This window comes from Solimonas fluminis, from assembly GCF_002930645.1.
GTDB classification, from domain to species: Bacteria; Pseudomonadota; Gammaproteobacteria; order Nevskiales; family Nevskiaceae; genus Solimonas_A; species Solimonas_A fluminis.
This window is the reverse complement of the sequence record NZ_PSNW01000004.1, coordinates 296,916-316,551: the sequence shown is the minus strand read 5'-3', so window position 1 is coordinate 316,551 and position 19,636 is coordinate 296,916. Positions and strand designations below refer to the sequence as shown.

Annotated in this window: 12 protein-coding genes; 5 read left to right on the top strand and 7 right to left on the bottom strand. The window is 69.1% G+C overall.

Annotation, left to right across the window (positions count from 1 at the left end; translation table 11 throughout):
- Positions 1-86: 86 nt before the first annotated feature.
- Together C3942_RS09875 and C3942_RS09870 are read right to left on the bottom strand one after the other, a co-directional pair.
- The gene (locus C3942_RS09875; RefSeq protein WP_104230215.1) at positions 87-3,026 is read right to left on the bottom strand and encodes a ribonucleoside-diphosphate reductase subunit alpha; all 2,940 of its coding nucleotides are present in this window, start codon (positions 3,024-3,026) and stop codon (positions 87-89) included.
- A 387-nt stretch (positions 3,027-3,413) separates the two neighbouring features.
- Positions 3,414-4,355, bottom strand: a complete 942-nt coding sequence (locus C3942_RS09870; protein WP_104230214.1) for an FHA domain-containing protein — start codon at positions 4,353-4,355, stop codon at positions 3,414-3,416.
- A 197-nt stretch (positions 4,356-4,552) separates the two neighbouring features.
- Here C3942_RS09870 and C3942_RS09865 point away from each other — a divergent pair, with 197 nt between their 5' ends.
- Positions 4,553-5,779, top strand: coding sequence for a serine/threonine protein kinase (locus tag C3942_RS09865; protein ID WP_165797399.1), 1,227 nt, complete (start codon positions 4,553-4,555; stop codon positions 5,777-5,779).
- Positions 5,780-5,886: 107 nt separating this feature from the next.
- On the opposite strand, the gene C3942_RS09860 is transcribed toward C3942_RS09865, so the two are convergent.
- A complete protein-coding gene (locus tag C3942_RS09860; RefSeq protein ID WP_104230212.1) occupies positions 5,887-7,212 on the bottom strand; it encodes an OmpA family protein in 1,326 nt (441 codons plus the stop codon).
- A gap of 315 nt (positions 7,213-7,527) precedes the next feature.
- Between C3942_RS09860 and C3942_RS09855 the strand changes: the two genes are divergently transcribed.
- Entirely contained in the window at positions 7,528-8,322 is a 795-nt protein-coding gene (locus C3942_RS09855) for a hypothetical protein (protein ID WP_104230211.1), read from the top strand.
- A 243-nt stretch (positions 8,323-8,565) separates the two neighbouring features.
- Here C3942_RS09855 and C3942_RS09850 read toward each other — a convergent pair whose 3' ends face one another.
- From C3942_RS09850 to C3942_RS09835, 4 genes are all read right to left on the bottom strand, one after another.
- Positions 8,566-9,714: an ABC transporter permease gene (locus C3942_RS09850; protein ID WP_243393566.1), complete on the bottom strand. Its 1,149-nt coding sequence runs from the start codon at positions 9,712-9,714 to the stop codon at positions 8,566-8,568.
- Between the two features lie 39 nt (positions 9,715-9,753).
- Positions 9,754-10,905, bottom strand: a complete 1,152-nt coding sequence (locus C3942_RS09845) for an ABC transporter permease (protein ID WP_104230209.1) — start codon at positions 10,903-10,905, stop codon at positions 9,754-9,756.
- A 178-nt stretch (positions 10,906-11,083) separates the two neighbouring features.
- Entirely contained in the window at positions 11,084-11,773 is a 690-nt protein-coding gene (locus C3942_RS09840) for an ABC transporter ATP-binding protein (RefSeq protein ID WP_104230208.1), read from the bottom strand.
- A 5-nt stretch (positions 11,774-11,778) separates the two neighbouring features.
- Positions 11,779-13,002: an efflux RND transporter periplasmic adaptor subunit gene (locus C3942_RS09835; protein WP_104230207.1), complete on the bottom strand. Its 1,224-nt coding sequence runs from the start codon at positions 13,000-13,002 to the stop codon at positions 11,779-11,781.
- Between the two features lie 115 nt (positions 13,003-13,117).
- Between C3942_RS09835 and C3942_RS09830 the strand changes: the two genes are divergently transcribed.
- The 3 genes from C3942_RS09830 to C3942_RS09820 all read left to right on the top strand — a co-directional run bounded on the left by C3942_RS09830 (position 13,118) and on the right by C3942_RS09820 (position 19,623).
- Entirely contained in the window at positions 13,118-15,553 is a 2,436-nt protein-coding gene (locus tag C3942_RS09830; RefSeq protein WP_104230206.1) for an acyl-CoA dehydrogenase, read from the top strand.
- A 1-nt stretch (position 15,554) separates the two neighbouring features.
- Positions 15,555-17,099, top strand: coding sequence for a glycerol-3-phosphate dehydrogenase/oxidase (locus tag C3942_RS09825; RefSeq protein ID WP_104230205.1), 1,545 nt, complete (start codon positions 15,555-15,557; stop codon positions 17,097-17,099).
- A 172-nt stretch (positions 17,100-17,271) separates the two neighbouring features.
- Positions 17,272-19,623: a hypothetical protein gene (locus C3942_RS09820; RefSeq protein ID WP_104230204.1), complete on the top strand. Its 2,352-nt coding sequence runs from the start codon at positions 17,272-17,274 to the stop codon at positions 19,621-19,623.
- The last annotated feature ends 13 nt before the right edge of the window (positions 19,624-19,636 follow it).

The window sequence follows — 19,636 nt, the reverse complement described above, 5'->3', positions numbered from 1 at the left end:
GTGGTGGCCCGATGCGGGTTGGCGATCCGGCAAAGAAAAAGGCCGCCCCGGGAAACCCGGGGCGGCCTTGGGTGACGCGCTTCAGTTTACTGGCAGGCTTCGCAATCCGGATCCAGGATCGAGCAGACCTTGGCGCTGCCGACGTCGCTGGCGGCCACCGGGGCCACGATCGGTTCGGCGGCCTTGGCGGCCGGCTTGGCCGAGGCCCCGCCGGCGGCGCCGGTGCCCACGGCGTTCAGGCGGTTGTCCTGGATCGTCGTCTTCTCGGCGTGGGTGGCGCCCATGGTGCGCAGGTAGTAGGTCGTCTTCAGGCCGGACAGCCAGGCGTGCTTGTACAGCTCGTCCAGCTTCTTGCCGTTGGGCTGGCTCATGTACAGGTTCAGCGACTGCGCCTGGTCGATCCACTTCTGGCGGCGGCTGGCGGCGTCCACGAGGCGCTTGGCGTCGATCTCGAAGGCGCACTTGTAGAGCTCCTTCAGGTCGGCCGGGATGCGGTCGATGCGCTGCACGCTGCCGTCGAAGTACTTCAGGTCATGCGCCATCACCTCGTCCCAGAGGCCGAGCTTCTTGAGGTCGTTGACCAGGTACTCGTTGACCACGGTGAACTCGCCCGACAGGTTCGACTTGACGTACAGGTTCTGGTACGTCGGTTCGATCGACTGCGACACGCCGGTGATGTTGGCGATGGTCGCGGTCGGCGCGATGGCCATGGTGTTGGAGTTGCGGATGCCCACGGTGCGGATGCGGCTGCGCAGCGCGTCCCAGTCGAACTGGCCGGACACCGACACGTCCTGCTTCAGGTACTTGGTGCCGCGGGTCTTGGCCAGGATCTGGATGGAGTCCAGCGGCAGGATGCCCTGGTCCCACAGCGAGCCCTTGAAGCTGCTGTAGGCGCCGCGTTCCTGGGCGAGGTCCGTGCTGGCCTTGATCGCGAAGTAGCTGACCGCTTCCATCGAGTTGTCGGCGAACTGGATCGCCGCGTCGCTCTCGTAGGGCAGGCGCAGCTTGTACAGCGCGTCGTTGAAGCCCATCACGCCCAGGCCCACCGGGCGGTGGCGCAGGTTGGAATTGCGCGCCGTGGCCACCGAGTAGTAGTTGTACTCGATGACGTTGTCGAGCATGCGCATCGCGGTGTTGATGGTGCGTTCCAGCTTGGCGATGTCGAGCTTGCCGTCGGCGATGTGCGCCGGCAGGTTGACCGAGCCGAGGTTGCACACGGCGATTTCCTGGCCGGCCTTGGTGTTCAGCGTGATCTCGGTGCAGAGATTGGAGCTGTGCACCACGCCCACGTGCTGCTGCGGCGAGCGCAGGTTGCAGGGATCCTTGAACGTGATCCAGGGGTGGCCGGTTTCGAACAGCATCGACAGCATCTTGCGCCACAGGTTGAGGGCCGGCAGGCGCTTGGTGTTCTTGATGCGGCCCTCGTCGGCCAGCTTCTCGTACTCGCAGTAGCGCTTCTCGAAGGCCTCGCCCACGAGGTCGTGCAGGTCCGGCGTCTCCTCGGGGGAGAACAGCGTCCACTGGCCTTCCTCCATGACGCGCTTGAGGAAGTAGTCCGGCACCCAGTTGGCGGTGTTCATGTCGTGGGTGCGGCGGCGGTCGTCGCCGGTGTTCTTGCGCAGGTCGAGGAATTCCTCGATGTCGCGGTGCCAGGTCTCCAGGTAGGCGCAGACCGCGCCCTTGCGCTTGCCGCCCTGGTTCACCGCCACGGCGGTGTCGTTGGCCACCTTCAGGAACGGCACCACGCCGTTGGACTTGCCGTTGGTGCCCTTGATGTAGCCGCCCATGCCGCGCACCGGCGTCCAGTCGTTGCCGAGGCCGCCGGCGAACTTGGACAGCAGGGCATTGTCCTGCACCGCGCCGAAGATGCCGCCGAGGTCGTCGGGCACCGTGGTCAGGTAGCAGGAGGACAGCTGCGGACGCAGCGTGCCGGAGTTGAACAGCGTCGGCGTCGAGGACATGAAGTCGAAGGACGACAGCAGCTGGTAGAACTCGATGGCGCGGGCTTCGCGGTCGATCTCGTTGATCGCCAGGCCCATGGCCACGCGCATGAAGAAGGCCTGCGGCAGCTCGAAGCGGATCTTGTTGCTGTGGATGAAGTAGCGGTCGTACAGGGTCTGCAGGCCCAGGTAGTCGAACTTCTGGTCGCGGTCGGCGAGCAGGGCCTTGCCCAGCGCGTCGAGGTCGTACAGCGCCAGCTTCGGGTCCAGCAGCTCCAGTTCCACCGCGCGGTGGATGAAGGCGGTGAAGTAGGACGGATAGATCGCCTTCATTTCCTCGAAGGTCGGGCGGGTCTCCGGCTGGTTGAGGAACTTCAGGGCCTCGTGGCGCATGGCGTCGCAGAGCAGGCGCGCCGACACGTAGGTGTAGTTGGGCTCCTTCTCGATGCGGGCGCGGGCGGCCAGGGTCACGGCCTGCGACAGCTCGGCTTCGGGAATGCCGTCGTAGAGATCACGCAGGGCAGAGGCGACCACTTCCTCGATGTTGACGCCGGTCAGGCCCGAGCAGGCCTCGGTGACCACGCGGCGGATGCGGGCCTCGTCCAGGGCCACGGTGCGGCCGTCGTCGAGCTTGACCGACAGGCGCGGCTGGCTGGACTCGGGGACCTTGGCGGCCTCGGCGGCGCGCTCCTTGGCACGCTCGGCGCGGTAGATGACGTAGCTGCGGGCGACCTTGTGCTCGCCGGCACGCATCAGGGCCAGTTCCACCTGGTCCTGGATGTCCTCGATATGGAGCGTGCCGCCGCCGGTCAGGTGGCGGGTCAGGCCCTGCACGACCTGGGCGGTGATGGCCTCGACCTTCTCGCGCACGGCGGCGGACGCCGCGGCGGCGCCGCCTTCCACGGCCAGGAAGGCCTTGGTCACGGCGATGCTGATCTTGCCGGCGTCGAAGCCGGTGACCTTGCCGTTGCGCCGGATCACCTTGATCGCGCCGGGGGCGGTGGCGGCCACCTCCACCGTGGAGACGGGGGCGGGCGGGGCCGTGCGGCGGGTTTCGGTGGTGGCGGTGGCGGATTCGTTCTGCATGTGGTTCCTCCCCCTGGATGATGGGATGCCGTCAGGTGCCAAGGGCCGGGCGCCTGCGGGATTCTTGCGGAGTACCTGAGGCCGGCTCCCTTTCTCTAGGGGGTGGCTCGGGTAGTTTGGATACCATATCTTGTGGTTCTCGCCCCCGTCAACCCCAATTCTTTGTGTCCAAGACGGTGCAAAGAACCTGCCAAAACTGTGCATAAGCTGGGGATTTCCGGGGCAGAACCCAGGCTCCGCGGGGCCTGCGGGGCCGGGGCGCCCGGCAAGGCCCGTCCTTGCAGGGCCGGACACGAAAAAGCCCGCAGGACCGGGGCCTGCGGGCTCATCCGCGCTCGAGATTTTATGTCGTCTTTCTATGTAAAAGATGACAAATAAAAACATCCATCACTTGCGTTCGGTGCGCATCATCTTGGTGTCGCCGTCGTCTACCGCGGCGCCGGCCATCGACAGGCGGCTGGGGGTGCAGGAGAAGCGCACCACCTCGCCCGTCTGTCCCGACAGCGGTGCCCCGGGGCTGATCGCCCCTTCGCCGGCCAGCACGATCTTCTCGTGCCGGATCAGCAGCTCCTGGCCGCCGCCGGTGAGCACATAGGTGCCGTTGCGGCTGTCGTCCACGTAGTAGAACTTCTCCTTCTCGAACTCGATGCGGCCATGCACGCGCGAGGCCTTCTCGCCGGACACCTGCACGCCGCAGGACTTGTCGCGGCCGATCAGGATCGGGCAGTCGCTGGAGCGGAAGGTCTGCGGCACGCCGCGCACGCGCAGCGTCAGCGTCAGGTAGACCCCGTCGATCCCGCCGCCGATCCCGGCCATGCGGGTCTCCTGGTCCTCGGTCAGGTCGGTCATCGGCAGGATGAACAGGTCGCTGCGGGCCGAGGGACGCGGCGCGGGATTGAGCTGCCCGTGGGGGAACTGGGCGACGAAGTCGCGCAGCGCCGCGACGCCGTTCTGGGGCACCGAGGTCACCAGGCCGGCCAGGCGGTGGGTCCAGTCGCTGCGTACCCGGCCCTGTTCCATCGTCACCTGGCCATGGCCCAGGATCACGCGCACGTCCAGGCCCAGGCGGCTCAGGTCGGCACGCGCCCGCAGGGCGGTCTGGGCGATCTCCCGCGCCAGCTTCAGGGCGCTTTCGGCCTGGGGGAAGAAGGCGTAGAGCCTGCGCGGGGTGGCTTCCATCACCAGGCCATCCAGGCGGCTGCCCAGCGACGCCAGGTCCCGGACCTCGCTGAAGCTCAGCGGTGCTTCGATCGGGGCGTCGGTGCGCGCCTCGCTGAAGTCGGCGTAGAGCACGGAACCGCGGTACTGGCCATCGGGTATCTGCGTCATGGCATTCACTCTTTGGGTCGGCGATCCTCGCCGGAGTTGTCGTGGCGGGCACAGACTAGGATGAAAACCCGCCGCTTCGCCAGCCGGGCCCCGCCTCGGCTCCCGGCCTGAGGCAGGTTCCATGCCCGCCGCGGGCCGCGCAAGGCGTTGGCGATACAATCGGCCGTATCGGGCCGACCAAGGGAGCGTCGTCGCAGGTGGATTACCAGAAACACTGCCCCGGCTGTTATGCGGAGAAGGGCGGGCTCGCGGTCTGCCCTAACTGCGGCTACGACGAATCGGCCCCGCGATCGCCGCTGTTCCTGCCCCACGGCATCGTCATCGGCGGCCAGTTCCGTGTCGGCCGCGTGCTGGGCAAGCGCGGCGGCTTCGGCATCACCTACATCGGCTGGGACATCCACCTGCAGCAGCGCGTGGCGATCAAGGAGTACATGCCGCGCGACCTGGCCACGCGCACCGCGGACTCGCTGGACGTGCAGGTCCACACCGAGGCCGACCAGGCCAACTTCCGCTTCGGCCGCGAGCAGTTCCTGCGCGAGGCGCGCATCGTGGCGCGCTTCGACCACCCCAACATCGTGCGCGTGCGCAGCTTCTTCAACGCCAACGGCACCGCCTACCTGGTGATGGACTACTACGAGGGCCAGTCGCTGGGCGAGTACCTGTCGACGGTGCGCAACAGCATGGCCCCCGGCGTGGCCGTGCGCCTGATGCGGCCGATCCTGCAGGGTCTGCAGTACCTGCACGAGCGCAACGTCATCCACCGCGACGTCAAGCCGCACAACATCTACCTGGCGGCCGACGGCCGCCCGATCCTGCTGGACTTCGGTGCCGCCATGCAGGCCGCCGGCGAGCGTCCGCACAGCATGGTGGTGGTGCTCACCGAGGGCTACGCGCCGCTGGAGCAGTACCAGCGCCGCAGCCCCCAGGGCCCCTACACCGACGTCTACGGCGCCGCCGCCACGCTCTACCGCATGATCGCGGGGGAGGCCCCGCCGATGGCCCTGGACCGTCTCGGCCACGACCCGCTGGAGCAGTCCGGCTACGGCGCCCTGCCGCCGGCGCTGCGCGAAGGCATGGCCCGGGCGCTGGCGGTGCGTGCGCAGGACCGTTATGCCTCCGCCGGAGAGTTCCTGGCCTTCCTCGACGGACTGTCCGCCGAGGACATCGACAGCGGAACCGGGCTGGCCGAGCTGTTCGCGCCGCCCGTGGCCCGGCCCGACGCGGTGACGGCCGAGGCCAGCGCCGTCCGCGGCAGCGAGTCCCGGGTCGTCAGCGTGATCCCGGCGGATGCGCAGATCACCATGACGCGGGCGCCGGTGACGCCGCCCGAGCTTCCGGCAGGGCTGCCGCCGCGCTGGCGCTGGGTGGTGATCCTGCTGGCGGCCGTCAGCCTGGTGGAATTCCTTCTGCTGGTCCTGCGCTGAACCCGCAGCGGGCCGCCTCTCCCGCCTGGCCGGGATTCGGGCTTCCGGCGCCCAAAGCAAAACGGCCGCCGGTTTCCCGGCGGCCGTTTGGTTTGCAGCGGTACGGCTTACTTCTGGCCTTCGATGCGCAGCTCGGTGCGGCGGTTCAGCTGGCGGCCGGCATCGGTGTCGTTCGGCGCCACCGGCTGGGACTCGCCGTAGCCCTTGGCGGTCAGGCCGTCGGCGGCGACGCCCTGCTCGATCAGGTAGTCCTTGACGGACTTGGCGCGCAGATCGGACAGCTTGAGGTTGTACTCGTCGCTGCCGACGCTGTCGGTGTGGCCGGCCAGTTCCATCGGGATCTTCTTGTAGGCCACGATCTTCTTGGCCACGCCATCCAGGATGGTGCGGGCGTCGGAGGTCAGGCGGGCGGAGTCGAACTCGAAGGTCACGCCGGTGAGGGTCAGGACCTGGGGCAGCGCGCAGCCGCGGCCGTCCACTTCCATGCCCTGCGGGGTATCCGGGCAGGCGTCATACGGATCCAGCACGCCGTCCTGGTCCGCGTCGCCCGGCTGGCCGGCATCGACCACCTGCACGCGCTCTTCCACGACCGGCAGCGGGGTGACCGGGGCGTCGCCCGGCAGCTGCAGCGGCAGTTCCAGGCCGAGGCCGACCTTGACGTCTTCGCGCTTGTCCAGGTACTCGAAGGCGTCGTAGATGTAGCGCGCCTCGAGGCGGATGCGGAAGCCGAAGTCGCTGATCGGACCGGTCAGCAGGCCCAGGCCGGCGTTGGCGGCCCAGCTCCAGTCGTCCTCGTCATCCGGGATGACGTCGGTGTAGGTGGCGGCGGCGCCGATCAGCGCGAACGGCGTGAAGCTCAGGCGGTCGCCGAAGGAGTACACCAGGTCGGCGCCCAGGCCGTAGCGGTAGAAGTCGGTGGTGCCGGTGACGTCGGTCTCGATGACGTCGGAGGTGAAGTTGCCTTCAATGTACCAGTTGCCCGACAGGTTCCAGCCGCGGATCAGCTGCAGGCCGATGGCGTGCTCGATGCTGTCGAACGGCGTGTCGCCGACGAAGGTGTAGGTGCCCAGCAGGCTGACGTAGTCGGTGACCCGGGCGGCCGGCGGGGCTTCCGTCGTCTCGGTGGTCTCCGTCGTGGTGGTCTCGGTGACCGTTTCGGTCACGGTTTCCGTTTCCGTCAGCGTGGTCTCGGCCGGGGCGGCCTCGGCCTCGGCGGCCACGGCCTCGGGGGCGGCTTCCGCCGGAGCAGCTTCCGCGGTCGCTTCGGCCGGGGCCGCCTCGGGGGCGGCTTCGGCGGCAGCGGCTTCCGCCGGCACCGCCTCGCTGACGATGGCCTCTTCAGCCGGGGCGGACTCGGCGGCCGGGTCCTGGGCGTACGCCATCGGCGTCAGCGCAAGGCAGGCCAGGGGGAGTTGTTTCAGCAGCGCTTTCATCGTGACTCTCCTGATTGTTGGGGTGGGCACGAACAGTGCCTTCGGAACGGGTAGGAAGACCGTTCCGGGGTGCGTTTCTATTATTGGACGACGTTAAGGCGGAATGCCTGAATGCATGATATAGCGTGACGAGGGTCACTCAAGCAAGTCGGGGAGGGGACGAGCTTTTTAGTGACAACCCGATCCGATATTTCTTACATTACAGGCGGATAGGCCTGGGGCATGATACTACCGGTTGGGCCGGCAGGCACTATCCCAGAAGCGGTCAACAAGAACGCCGAATCCCTCACCCCTTATGACAGCGGAGATGCACCAATGAAGATGAAGCTCCCCCAGGCCTGCGGCGTTGCGCTGCTGGCCCTTTCCGGCCTCCTCCTGGCCGGTTGCGAGGCCAATGGCGACGGCACCATTGATGGCAGCGATGGCCTGCAGACCGGCGACGGCGACGACAACGGCAACGGCATCATCGATCCCAACGAGTTCCCGAACGACGGCTCGGTACCGACCGACGTGACTGACGGCGCCGGCGGCCCCGCGATCCCCGGCAACTTTATCTGCACCGCCAGCGCCTCCGGCGACAAGGTGACCACCTCGGTGGGTTCGCGCGGCGTGGTCGGCGGTGCGCTGACCGCCCTGCTGAACCTGCTGGGCGCCGACCCGGTGACCCAGCTCACCAACGGCGTGGCCGACAAGGACCTGCTGATCGACGGCAAGCTGTCGACCCACTCGACCTTCACGCTGGCCGTGGGCCTGCTGGGCTCCTTGCTGGAAGGCGTCGACCAGAACGTGGAACTGCCCGCAGCGGCTCCGGCCGGCACCTATGCGGTGTTCGCGCTGGGCTTCCCCAACGGCACCGTCGACCTGTCGCTGGTCAACCAGATCAAGATCTCCACCACGCTGAACGGCGCGGACCGCGAGAGCCGCAGCTACACGCAGAGCGATCTGGACCTGCTGGGCGCCGGCACGCATGAGCGCGCCTGGGTGGGCTTCAAGAGCACCCAGTCGTTCGACAAGGCGACCATCACGCTGGAGCCGGGCCTGCTGAGCGCCAACGTCGGCAAGGCCATGTACGTGCACGAGCTGTGCACCGGCGGCAAGTTCAAGAACTGAACTGCACGAGGCAAACGAAAAAAGCGCGGCTCCGGCCGCGCTTTTTTTCGTTGGGCGCTTATCACCGGGCCGACCGGCGTGGGGCTTTCCCTTACCTCGCGGGAGAAGGGGGCAATCTTCAGGGCGCCCCCGGGGCCATATTTGGCTGACTTCGGCATGACATTGAGTCATGCCTCAGCGAGGCCAAACATTCCATGGCCGGGCGTTCGACTTCGCGAATGTCCCTTGGACATCCGCTCTGTCTCACCCCCTGAGAGCCTCCACCACCGGCAGCCGCGCCGCCTTCAGGGCCGGGAAGAAGCCGCCCACGGCGCCGATCAGCAGTGACCAGATCACGCCCTGCCGCAGCAGGTCCGGCGTCACCTGGAAGGCGAAGGCCACCTGGCTGAAGGTCTGGAAATTCAGCGTCGAGACGCTGTAGCCGTTGAACACCACGTAGGCGATGGCCGCGCCCAGCACGCCGCCGGCCAGCGACAGCAGCATGGCCTCGATCATCACCGACACCACCACCGGCGCGCCGCCGAAGCCGATGGCGCGCAGCGTGGCGATCTCGACACTCCGGGTGGAGACCGCCGCGTACATGGTGTTGAGCGCGCCGAACAGCGCGCCGATCGCCATGATCACGCCCACGGTGTAGCCCAGGCCGTTGATCAGGCCGTTGAGCGCCTTGGAGCGCGAGGAGTAGTAGTCCGGCTCCCTCTGCACGCCGGGATTCAGCCGAGGGTCGGTGGTCAGCGCATCCTTGAAACGCTGGAAGTCCTGCTCCGATTCCAGCTGCGCGGTCACCGAGTTGGGCGCGCCGCGCTTGCCGGCCTGCATCAGCGTCTCGGCATCGGCCCACAGCTCCGACTCGTGCACGTCGCCGCCGCTGTCGAAGAAACCGACGATGGTCCAGTCGCCGTCGCGCAGCGGCAGCTTGCCGCCCAGATGCATGCCGGCGAACTGGTCGCGGGCGCCGCGGCCCACGATCACCTCGTATACGCCTGGGCGGAACATGCGGCCCTCCACCAGCTTCGCCTCCGGACGCACCGCGAAGACATGGGGCTCGGTGCCGCGCAGCACCACGTTGGCCGGCTCGGTCTGTCCCTTGCGCGGCAGGCCGGCCAGCATGTAGACCTCCGACACCGCCAGCGGACGGCCGTCGGCGCCCATGCGGATGCCCGGGGCCTGCTTGATGATGGTGGCCTGCTCGCGGAACAGCACGCTGGACAGCTCGTCCATGGCGCCGCCGCGCATCACGATCACCCGGTCCGGCCGGCCGGTGCTGTTGAGGGTGGACTGGAAGCCCTTGGCCATCGACAGCAGCGCCACCAGCACCCCCACCACGCCGGCGATGCCGATCACGATCACCAGCGAGGCTCCGAGCCGCTGCGGCACGGCGCGCAGGTTCATGAGGGTTACCGCCCAGACTTGCTGAATCATCCTGGCCCCTCAGCGCGCTGAAAGCGCATGGACGATGTCGAGCCTCATGGCTCTCCATGCCGGGGGAAACCCGACGATGAACGCCAGCAGCCCGGCGACGCCCAGGCCCATGGCCCAGACCTCCGGCGGCATGTAGAGCCCCGGCATCTTCGCCGCCAGTCCCGGCATCAGGAAGGTCGCGATGCCCAGGCCGGCCAGGGCCGCGATCACGCAGAGCAGCAGCGATTCGCTCAGCACCAGCGCCAGCACGCTGCGGTCGGAGAAGCCGATGGTCTTGAGTACCGCCAGTTCCGGGATGCGCTCGCGCACCGACTGCATCATGGTGTTGCCGGTCAGGAACAGCAGCGTGAAGAACACCGCGCCGAGGATCGACTGGATGATCAGCTGGATGTCGCCCAGCTGCTTCATGAAGGCCTGGTTGAAGGCTTTCTCGGAGTCCGTGCGGGTCTCCTTGGGCGAGTTGGCGAACTGCCGGTCGATGGCCGCGGCCACGCTGCCGGCCTGCGCCGGGTCCGAGACCTTCTCCAGGTACCAGCCGACGTAGCCCTGCCCGAACTGGCGGGCCTCGTCGAAGTAATCGAAGCGGAACAGCAGCACCTCGGCCTGCGCCTTGGCATTCTCGTCCTTGCCGTCGAGCAGGCCGACGATGTCGAACTCCCAGTCGTTGCGGCCATCGCGCTTGGGCCAGATCGAAGCCTGGATGGGAATGCGGTCGCCCACCTTCCAGCCGAACTTCTGGGCCAGGCCCTTGCCGACCAGGGCGCCGGTCTTGTTGCGTGCCCACTCCTTGCGCGCCGCTTCGTCGACGATGAACTCGTCGTACATCTCCAGGTAGGTTTCATGGTCCACCGCCAGCTGCGGGAACATGTTGCGCTCGTCCTGGTAGACGCCGCCGAACCAGCTCGCATGCGACACCAGCTGCACGCCGGGCGTGGACTTGATGCGCGAGTAGTAGCCCAGCGGCAGGATCTCGGTGAAGGAGAACTTGCCGGCGGTGAACAGGCGGTCCGCGCCGGAGATCTCGAAGGACTTGGACATGCCCACCGCCACCGCCTGCAGCATGCCGAACAGCAGGAAGGCCACCACGATCGACAGCATGGTGTAGATCGTGCGCGGCTTCTTGCGCCAGAGGGCGGACCAGATCAGGGGGAAGTATTTCATGGGACATCCCTGGTGTCTGGAACCCCTCTCCCTCCGGGAGAGGGGCCTGGGGTGAGGGGGCACCCTTTGCTGTTGGCGCCGAGGGTTCGGTGACGCCGTCCATGGCGGGACCTCTGTTCGCCCATCCACCCCCGGGGCGGCCATCCATGGCCGCCCGCGAATCGGGGAGACCCGCTATTCATAGCGGCTCTCCTGTTCCGATTCGCCCCTTGTCCATATGCAGCTGGTGCGTCGCGAACTCCGCCGCCTTCGGATCGTGCGTGACCATGACGATGGTCTTGCCGTATTCGCGGTTGAGCGTCTGCAGCAGGTGCAGGATCTCGTCGGCGGTCTTGCGGTCGAGGTCGCCGGTGGGTTCGTCGCAGACCAGCAGGGTGGGGTCCGCCACCAGCGCACGGGCGATGGCCACGCGCTGCGCCTGGCCGCCGGAGAGCTCGCTGGGCTTGTGCCCGCCGCGCTCGGCCAGGCCGACGATCTCCAGCGCCACGCGCACGCGGCGCAGGCGGTCGGCGGCGGGCAGCCGCGTCAGCAGCAGCGGCAGCTCGACGTTGCGCTCGGCGTTGAGCATCGGCATCAGGTTGTAGAACTGGAAGACGAAGCCGATGTGCCGTGCGCGCCACTGCGCCAGCTGGCCGGAGCTGAGCTGGTCGATGCGCTCACCGGCCACGCTGACGCTGCCGGCGCTGGGGCGGTCCAGGCCGCCGATCAGGTTCAGCAGCGTGGTCTTGCCGGAGCCGCTGGGGCCCATCAGCGCCAGGAAATCGCCGCGGGCGATGTCCAGGTCCAGGCTCTCCAGCACCTCCACGGTCTGCTTGCCGCGGGTGTAGTGCTTGAGCACGCCGCGCAGGCTGACGATCGCTTCGCCCATGCCGTCTACTCCTTGAGTTTGACCTTCTTCCCGTCCGTGAACTGCGCAAAGTCGCCCACCGCCAGGCGCTCGCCGCCGGACAGCCCGCCGAGCACGCTGAGCTCGCGGTCGTCGCCGCCGCCGAGCTTCACCGCGCGCCGCTCCAGCGTCAGGTCCTCGCGGACCAGGAACACCACGCCGCCGTCACCCTGCTTCTGGACGGCCTGCGCCGGCACCAGCACGCCCTGGGGAGGCTGGTCCTTCTTCTCCGCGGTGTTCTCGCGGAAGGCCACGCGCACGCCCATCTCGGGCAGGATCCGCGGATCCTTCTGCTGGAAGCCGACGCGGACCTTGACCGTGGCCTTGCTGCGGTCGGCCGTGGGAATGACCGCGATCACCGTGCAGGGGATCTCCCAGTCCGGGTAGGCATTGAGGCGCGCTGCCGCCGGCTGGCCGGGCTGCACGCGGTTGATGAAGTTCTCGTTGACGTCGACCTCGATCTCCAGCGACTCCATGTCCACCAGCGTGCCGATGCCGGTGCGCGTGCCGGCGCCGCCCGCGGACAGCGGCGAGATCATCTCGCCCGGCTGGGCATTCTTCACCGTGATGACGCCGGCGAAGGGCGCGCGCACCACGGTGTCCTCCAGCGCGCGCTGCTGCACGGTGACGCCGCGCTCGGCCACGCCGATGTTCTGCTTCGCCGTGTCGAGCTGCGCGCGCAGCCCATCGGCGTTGGCCTGGGCGGTGTCCAGCGCCTGCTGGCTGAGCAGCTTGCGCTGCGCCAGTTCGCGGGTGCGCAGCAACTGCCGGTCGGCCTCCGCGAGCTGCACCTGCACCGTGGTCAGCTGCGAGCGCGCCGCTGCCAGCTGGGACTGCGCCAGCGCCAGCTGTGCCTGGGCATTGACGTCGTCGATGCGCGCCAGCACCTGGCCGGCCTCGACGCGGCGGCCCTCCTCCAGCAGGACCTCGACGACCTTGCCGGTCACCTTGGAGGACACCGTGGCCTGCCGCCGCGCGACCACATAGCCGGAAGCGTCCAGCACCGAGGCGCTGGCGCCCGGGCCGGCCGCGCGGGCGGTGACGGTGGTGACCTCGGGAGGCTTCTCGCCGCCCAGGATGGCGGCGGCGGCCGCGGCGAGCGCCAGCAGCACGGCGCCGGCCGCCAGCCAGCGCTTCCAGGGACCGGGCTGCGGGGCGCGGGCGGAATGATCGATGCGGAGCTGTTCCAGCAGGGCGGACTTGTCGGTCATGACGTATGAAGAGCGTTATCCGCCGCCGTTTATACACGAGGCGGCCCCGGGGCGCCCTGCCGGACCGGAACGGTGATTCGGTATGCTGGTGGTCCATCACCAAGGAAAGGTCCGCATGATCTGGCTCCTGCTGCTGATCGCCCTGAGCGTGGCGCTGGCCTGGCGCAGGACCTCGCCGCGCAGCGCCATCACCTTGTACGCGGTATTCCTGCTGGCCTATGCCGCGGGCGGCGGCTCCTGGAGCCTGTTCTTCCTGGGCGCGCTGCTGCTGGCCGTGGCCGGCACGGTGCTGCTGAACCCGCCGCTGCGCCAGGAATGGCTGACCCGGCCGGCGCTGGAGCATTTCCGCCGCGTGATGCCGGAGGTCAGCGCCACCGAGCAGGCGGCGCTGGATGCCGGCACGGTCTGGTGGGACGGCGAGCTGTTCTCCGGTCGGCCGCAATGGGACCGCCTCTATGGCCTGCCTGCGGCCCGGCTGAGCGCCGAGGAGCAGGCCTTCCTCGACGGCCCGGTCGCAGCCTTCTGCGCGCTCTGCGACGACTGGCGCATCACCGCCATCGACCGTGACCTGTCGCCCGAGGCCTGGGCCCACCTGAAGCAGCACGGCTTCTTCGGCATGATCATCCCGAAGGAATACGGCGGCCTGGGTTTCGGCGCGCTGGCCCATTCGGCGGTGCTCAACCGCATCGCCTCCAGCCCAGGCGGCAGCACCGCGGCTTCCATCGTGGCCGTACCCAACTCCCTGGGGCCGGCGGAGCTCCTGCTGCACTACGGCACCGACGAGCAGAAGCAGCGCTACCTGCCGCGGCTGGCGGCCGGCGAGGAGATTCCCTGCTTCGCGCTGACCTCGCCCTGGGCCGGGTCCGATGCTGCCGCCATTCCCGACCATGGCCTGGTCTGCCACGGAACCTGGCAGGGACAGGACGTGCTCGGCATGCGCCTGAGCTTCGACAAGCGCTACATCACGCTGGCGCCGGTGGCGACGCTGGTGGGCCTGGCCTTCCGCCTCTACGATCCCGACCAGCTGCTCGGCGGCGGGCGCGAACTGGGCCTGTGCTGCGCCCTGGTCCCGCGCGATACGCCGGGCCTGCAGATCGGCGCGCGCCATTGGCCGCTGGACAACCCGTTCATGAACGGCCCGGTGCGCGGCCAGGACGTCTTCGTGCCCCTGGACTTCATCATCGGCGGCCCGCCGCGCATCGGCCAGGGCTGGCGCATGCTGATGGAATGCCTGGCCGCCGGCCGCGCCATCTCGCTGCCGTCCAACACGGCGGGGCAGGCGGCCATGGCCGCGCTGGCCAGCGGCGCCTATGCGCGCATCCGCCGCCAGTTCGGCCAGCCGGTGGGCAGCTTCGAGGCAGTGCAGGAGCAGCTTGCCTGCCTCGGCACGCAGGCCTATGCCGTGCAGGCCGTGCGCCAGCTCACGGCGCAGGCGGTGGACCTGGGCGAGAAACCCGCCGTGCCCTCCTCCATCGCCAAGTCCTTCTGCAGCGAGACCGCGCAGGACTCGCTCAAGCGCGCCATGGACATCCACGCCGGCAAGGGCGTGATGCTGGGGCCCTCCAACTGGCTGGCTCGCGCCTTCCAGGGATCGCCGGTGGCGATCACGGTGGAGGGCGCCAACCTGCTGACGCGCGGCATGATCCTGTTCGGCCAGGGCGCGCTGCGCTGCCACCCTTACCTGCGCCAGGAGATCGCCGCCGTGGCGGAGCCCAATGCGGCCCTGGCCCTGGAGCGATTCGACGCCTTGCTGATGGCCCATGCCGGCCATGCGCTGCAGGCCGGCGCGCGCAGCCTGGTGCTGGCCCTGACGCTGGCGCGCTGGGGGCAGGCCCCTGGCGACGCGGCGATGCGCCGCATCGCGCTGCGGGCCGACCGCTACAGCGCCGCGCTGGCCCTGTGCACCGAGCTGACGCTGGCCGCGGTCGGCGGCGGCCTGAAGCTGCGCGAAAGCCTGTCGGCGCGCCTGGGCGACGTGCTCAGCGCGCTCTACGTGATCAGCGCCGCGCTGCGCCGCTACGACCAGGATGGGCGCCCCAGCGAGGACCTGCCGCTGCTGCAGTCGCTCTGCGACGGGCAATGCCTGCGCATCGAAACCGCGCTCGACGGCCTGCTGCGCAACCTGCCGCGCCGCCCGCTGGCCTGGCTGGGCCGCCTGCTGGTGTTTCCGCTCGGGCGCCATGCCCGTGCGGCGGATGACGCCACCGGCCAGCGCATCGCCGCCGCCCTGCAGCAGCCCGGCGGCCTGCGCCTGCGCCTGGCCGCGGGCCTGCACGATCCCGCTGCTTCGCCGCTGGGCCGTCTCGAAGCCGCCATGCTGCAGGCCATCGACACCGAGCCGCTGCTGCGCAAGCTGCAGCAGGCGCAACGCGCCGGCCGTCTGCAGCACCCCCATCCGCTGGAGCGGATCGCGGAGGCGCGGGAGGCGGGCGTGCTGGCCGAGGACGAATCCCGGCGGCTGCTGGCGGCTTTGCAGGCCGCCGAAGCCCTTTGCGCGGTCGACGAGTTCGACGCCGGACTGGACCAGGCACTGACCCCCTCCCCGCAATGAGATGAACACCGCCTTTCCCTTCCTGCGCCGCCCCGCGGCCCTGCGCCAGCGCCCATTCGACCTGCTGGTGATCGGCGGCGGCATCTACGGGGCCTGGGTGGCCTGCGACGCCGCGCAGCGCGGCCTGTCGGTGGCGCTGGTGGAGCAGGGCGACTGGGGCTGCGGCACCTCGTCCGCGTCCAGCAAGCTGATCCACGGCGGCCTGCGCTACCTGGAGAACTACCAGTTCGAGTTCGTGCGCCATGCGCTGCGCGAGCGCCGCCGGCTGCGGCGCATCGCGCCGCACCTGGTGCAGCCGCTGGATTTCATCATGCCGGTCTGGAAGGGGCCGCGCGCCAGCACCTTCACGCTGTCCGCCGGGCTGATGCTCTACGACCTGTTCGGCGCGGGCCGCGGCTCGGTGGGCCGCCATCGCCAGTATCGTCCGGCGGGCCTGCTGTCGGAGTTTCCGTTCCTCGATCCGCAGAACCTGGAAGCGGGATTCCGCTACGGCGACTGCCAGGCCGACGACGCCCGCATGGTGCTGGTGGTGGCCGCGGCGGCGCAGGCGCATGGCGCCGTCTGCGTGAACCGCATGCAGGCCGAGCGCCTGCTGGAAGACGAGGGCGGCGTGCGCGGCGCGCTGCTGCGCGACCGGGAGACCGGGGAATCCTTCGAATTGCGCGCGCGCGTCACCGTCAACGCCGCCGGCCCCTGGGCGGCGGCCTTGCTGGGCGAGGCCGCGCCGCCGCAGCGCCTGGTGCAAGGCACGCATCTGGTGATGCCGGCGATTCCCGGCTGCCAGGAAGCCTTCCTGCTCACCGCGCGCGACGGCCGTGTGTTCTTCGTGATCCCCTGGTACGGCCGCACGCTGGTCGGCACGACGGAGCGCGAGGTGGCGGCGCCGGGCGATGCGCGGCCCACCCCGGAGGAGATCCGCTATCTGCTGGAGGGCCTGCGCAGCGGCCTGCCGGGCCTGCGCTGGAGCGAGAAGGACGTGATCGCGGGTTTCTGCGGCCTGCGCGTACTGCAGTCCGCCGAGTACGGCAGCCTGTCGCAGATGACCCGGGAAGCCGCCGTCGTCAAGCCCAGGCCTCGCCTGGTGAGCTACGTGGGCGGCAGCTTCACCGCTGCGCGCCGCGATGCGGCACACATCGTCGACGCGGCCTACTGGCAGATGTCGGAGACGCCGCGGCCCTGCCGCACGCGCGAGACGGCGCTGCCCGGCACGCCGCAAGAGCCCTTCGAACCATGGCAGACGCAGGCCATCGCGCGGCTCGCCGCCGCCGGGGTGGACGAAGAGGCCGCCCGATCGCTGAGCCTGCGCCATGGCACGGCCATCGCCCTGCTGCTGCAGCGCATGGAGGAGCATCCGGAGTTGCGCGCGCGCATCCATCCGGAACTGCCCTTCCTGATGGTGGAGGCGGTGCACGCGCTGCAGGCCGAGATGGCGCGCGACATCGACGACGTGCTGCGCCGGCGCCTGCCGCTGCAGTTGTTGCTGCCTGACGACGACTGGCGCGAGCGCGTGGAAAACCTGATCGGGCGCTACCGCACAACTGTGTAGGAACAGGCCGACAAACGGTATTTATTACCCGTTTGAGACAGATTGTTTGCTGCACTGCGACACCCAAATACTGCCTCGTATTGATGCAAACGAGTCCCGGCGGAGCCTGGGGCGACAACTAAACGCGGAAGTGCGGTCCGCTTCCCCACGAGTGCGAGTGCAGGAGACGAGGATGAGATACGCCCCCCTAGGAGCGTTGGCTTTGGTGTTGGCGCTGTCCGCATGCGACAAGGCGTCCAACGAGGGGGGAGATTTCCCCGATGGCCAGGGTGACAAGGCGGTGTCGCTGTTCGACCCGCTGGCGGCCAGCCCGCAGATTCCGTTTCCGGTGGACCTGCTGTTCTCCGGCTTCAGCGACCCCACGCTGAACATTCCCAACCCGGCCACGCCGCCGACGAACCAGCCCAATCCCTTCGTCGCCGCCGTCAACCAGCTCGACGGCTGGTCGACCACCGCGTCGCTGTTCACCGATCTTGCCGGTTTCGTCGATTTCGACACGGTGCTGCCGGCGCTGACCATCATCGACACCTCCACGAGTCCTCCGACCCCGCTGGTGCCGGGCGTGGACTTCCGCATCCAGAAATCCACCGCGATCGATCCCGCCGACAACCGGCCGATCTCCGACAAGCGTAGCCGCATCCTGATCGAGCCGCTGAAGCCGCTCAAGCCCTCCACGACCTACGTCGTGGCGCTGACCACCGCCGCCAAGGCCACCTCCGGCGAGGCGGTGATTCCAAGCGACTATTTCCGCGTGGTGCGTTCCGCCACGCCGATCGCCCAGCAGACCGAGCCGGTGCTGGCGATCCTCAACGATACGCAGAAGGCCACGCTGGAGGCGATCCGCCAGCAGCTGGTCCCCGTCATGCAACTGCTGGCCGCCTTCGGCAAGCCGGCCGATACCGTGGCCATCGCCTGGCCCTTCACCACGCAGTCCACGCAGATCACGCTGAAGCGCATGGCCGAAACGGCGCAGCCCAACGTGCTGCGCCTGCGGCAGGCGCCGGACGGCGCAGGCGGGGTGCTGACCACCACCAAGCTGGGCCTGCCCGGCGCGACGGCCGAGATCTACGCCGGCCGCCTGACGCTGCCGTACTACCTGTTCGCCGCGACCTCGCCGACCTCCACCGCGCCGCTGACCGGCTTCTGGCAGGCGGACGCCACCAAGCCCAATGTCGCGGGCAGCTTCCTCGGCCGCGTGCCCTGCGGCGCCTTCGCCACCGGCGCCACCTTGCCGGACGGCCAGACTGCCAAGCCCAGCGTCAGCACCACCGTCTGCTATCCGCTGCCGCTCAAGCAGAGCGATCAGACCGTGCCGGTGATCGCCACGGTGCCGGCCGGCGTGATGCCGGAAAACGGCTGGCCGGTGGTGATCTTCCAGCATGGCATCACCTCCAACCGCGCGGCGGTGCTGGGCATCGTGCCGGCGCTGACCGCGGCGGGCTTCGCGGTGATCTCCATCGACCTGCCGCTGCACGGCATCCTGGCGACGGACACGCGCTTTGCCGGCTTCCGCAACGACGCCATCCCGGAGCGCACCTTCGAGCTGGACCTGGTGAACAACGCCACCGGCGCGGCCAATTCCGCCACCAATCCGCCCGATGGCCCGGATGCCTCGGGTACGCACTTCATCAACCTGAGCAGCCTGCTGACCTCGCGCGACAACATCCGCCAGGGCGTGTCCGACCTGCTGGTGCTGGGCAAGTCGCTGGCGCCGGTGGCGCCCGCCGAGCTGGCCAACCCCGTCGCTCCCGGCACGATCTTCGTCTCGCTGGGCGGCGCGCCGCAGACCGCGCTGAAGTTCGACACCTCGCAGGTGCGCTATGTCGGCCACTCGCTGGGCGCCATCGTCGCCAGCACCTTCCTGGGCGTGAACAGCAGCACCGGTGCCGGCGTGCTCGCCATGCCCGGCGGCGGCATCGCCAAGCTGCTCGACGCTTCCGCCGCCTTCGGTCCGCGCATCTCCGCCGGCCTGTCGGCGGCCTCGGGCGGCCTCATCGCGCAGGGCAATGACACCTACGAAACCATCCTGCGCTTCGCGCAGACCGTGGTGGATTCGGGTGATCCGCTGAACTTCGCCAGGGAGACCGCCACCAACCATCCGATCTACATGATCGAGGTGGTCGGCGATGCCGTGGTGCCCAACTGTGCGATCAAGGACGATCCGGCCTGCCCGGTCACCGACGTGCTGCCGATCTCCGGCTACCTGTCCGGCACCACGCCGCTGGCTCGCGTGATGGGCCTGACCTTCCAGCCGTCGGAGACCGGCGCGATCACGGTCCCGGCCGCGGCCAACGTGCTGCTGGGCGGCGCCGCGCGCAACAACGTCGTCCGCTTCTCCGGCACGCAGGCGGACCATTCCACCATCCTGACGCCGGACAGTTCCGCCAGCCCCGGCGCCGACACCCTGTTCCTGCCCGCCCTGACGGAAATGCAGAAGCAGGCGGCCAGCTTCCTCCGGTCCAACGGCGCCTGCCTGCCCATCGGCGGCGACTGCCCGGCCCCGCCCGCCCCGGCGGCTGAGTAAGGACCCGGAGAAA

Excerpts from the sequence above, each read along its gene's own strand:
- C3942_RS09840 (WP_104230208.1), bottom strand. The coding sequence starts at position 11,773 with ATGGGCGAAGCGATCGTCAGCCTGCGCGGCGTGCTCAAGCACTACACC.
- C3942_RS09870 (WP_104230214.1), bottom strand. The coding sequence starts at position 4,355 with ATGACGCAGATACCCGATGGCCAGTACCGCGGTTCCGTGCTCTACGCC.
- C3942_RS09850 (WP_243393566.1), bottom strand. The coding sequence starts at position 9,714 with ATGAACCTGCGCGCCGTGCCGCAGCGGCTCGGAGCCTCGCTGGTGATC.
- C3942_RS09825 (WP_104230205.1), top strand. The coding sequence starts at position 15,555 with ATGAACACCGCCTTTCCCTTCCTGCGCCGCCCCGCGGCCCTGCGCCAG.
- C3942_RS09875 (WP_104230215.1), bottom strand. The coding sequence starts at position 3,026 with ATGCAGAACGAATCCGCCACCGCCACCACCGAAACCCGCCGCACGGCC.
- C3942_RS09855 (WP_104230211.1), top strand. The coding sequence starts at position 7,528 with ATGAAGATGAAGCTCCCCCAGGCCTGCGGCGTTGCGCTGCTGGCCCTT.
- C3942_RS09820 (WP_104230204.1), top strand. The coding sequence starts at position 17,272 with ATGAGATACGCCCCCCTAGGAGCGTTGGCTTTGGTGTTGGCGCTGTCC.
- C3942_RS09845 (WP_104230209.1), bottom strand. The coding sequence starts at position 10,905 with ATGAAATACTTCCCCCTGATCTGGTCCGCCCTCTGGCGCAAGAAGCCG.
- C3942_RS09835 (WP_104230207.1), bottom strand. The coding sequence starts at position 13,002 with ATGACCGACAAGTCCGCCCTGCTGGAACAGCTCCGCATCGATCATTCC.
- C3942_RS09860 (WP_104230212.1), bottom strand. The coding sequence starts at position 7,212 with ATGAAAGCGCTGCTGAAACAACTCCCCCTGGCCTGCCTTGCGCTGACG.
- C3942_RS09830 (WP_104230206.1), top strand. The coding sequence starts at position 13,118 with ATGATCTGGCTCCTGCTGCTGATCGCCCTGAGCGTGGCGCTGGCCTGG.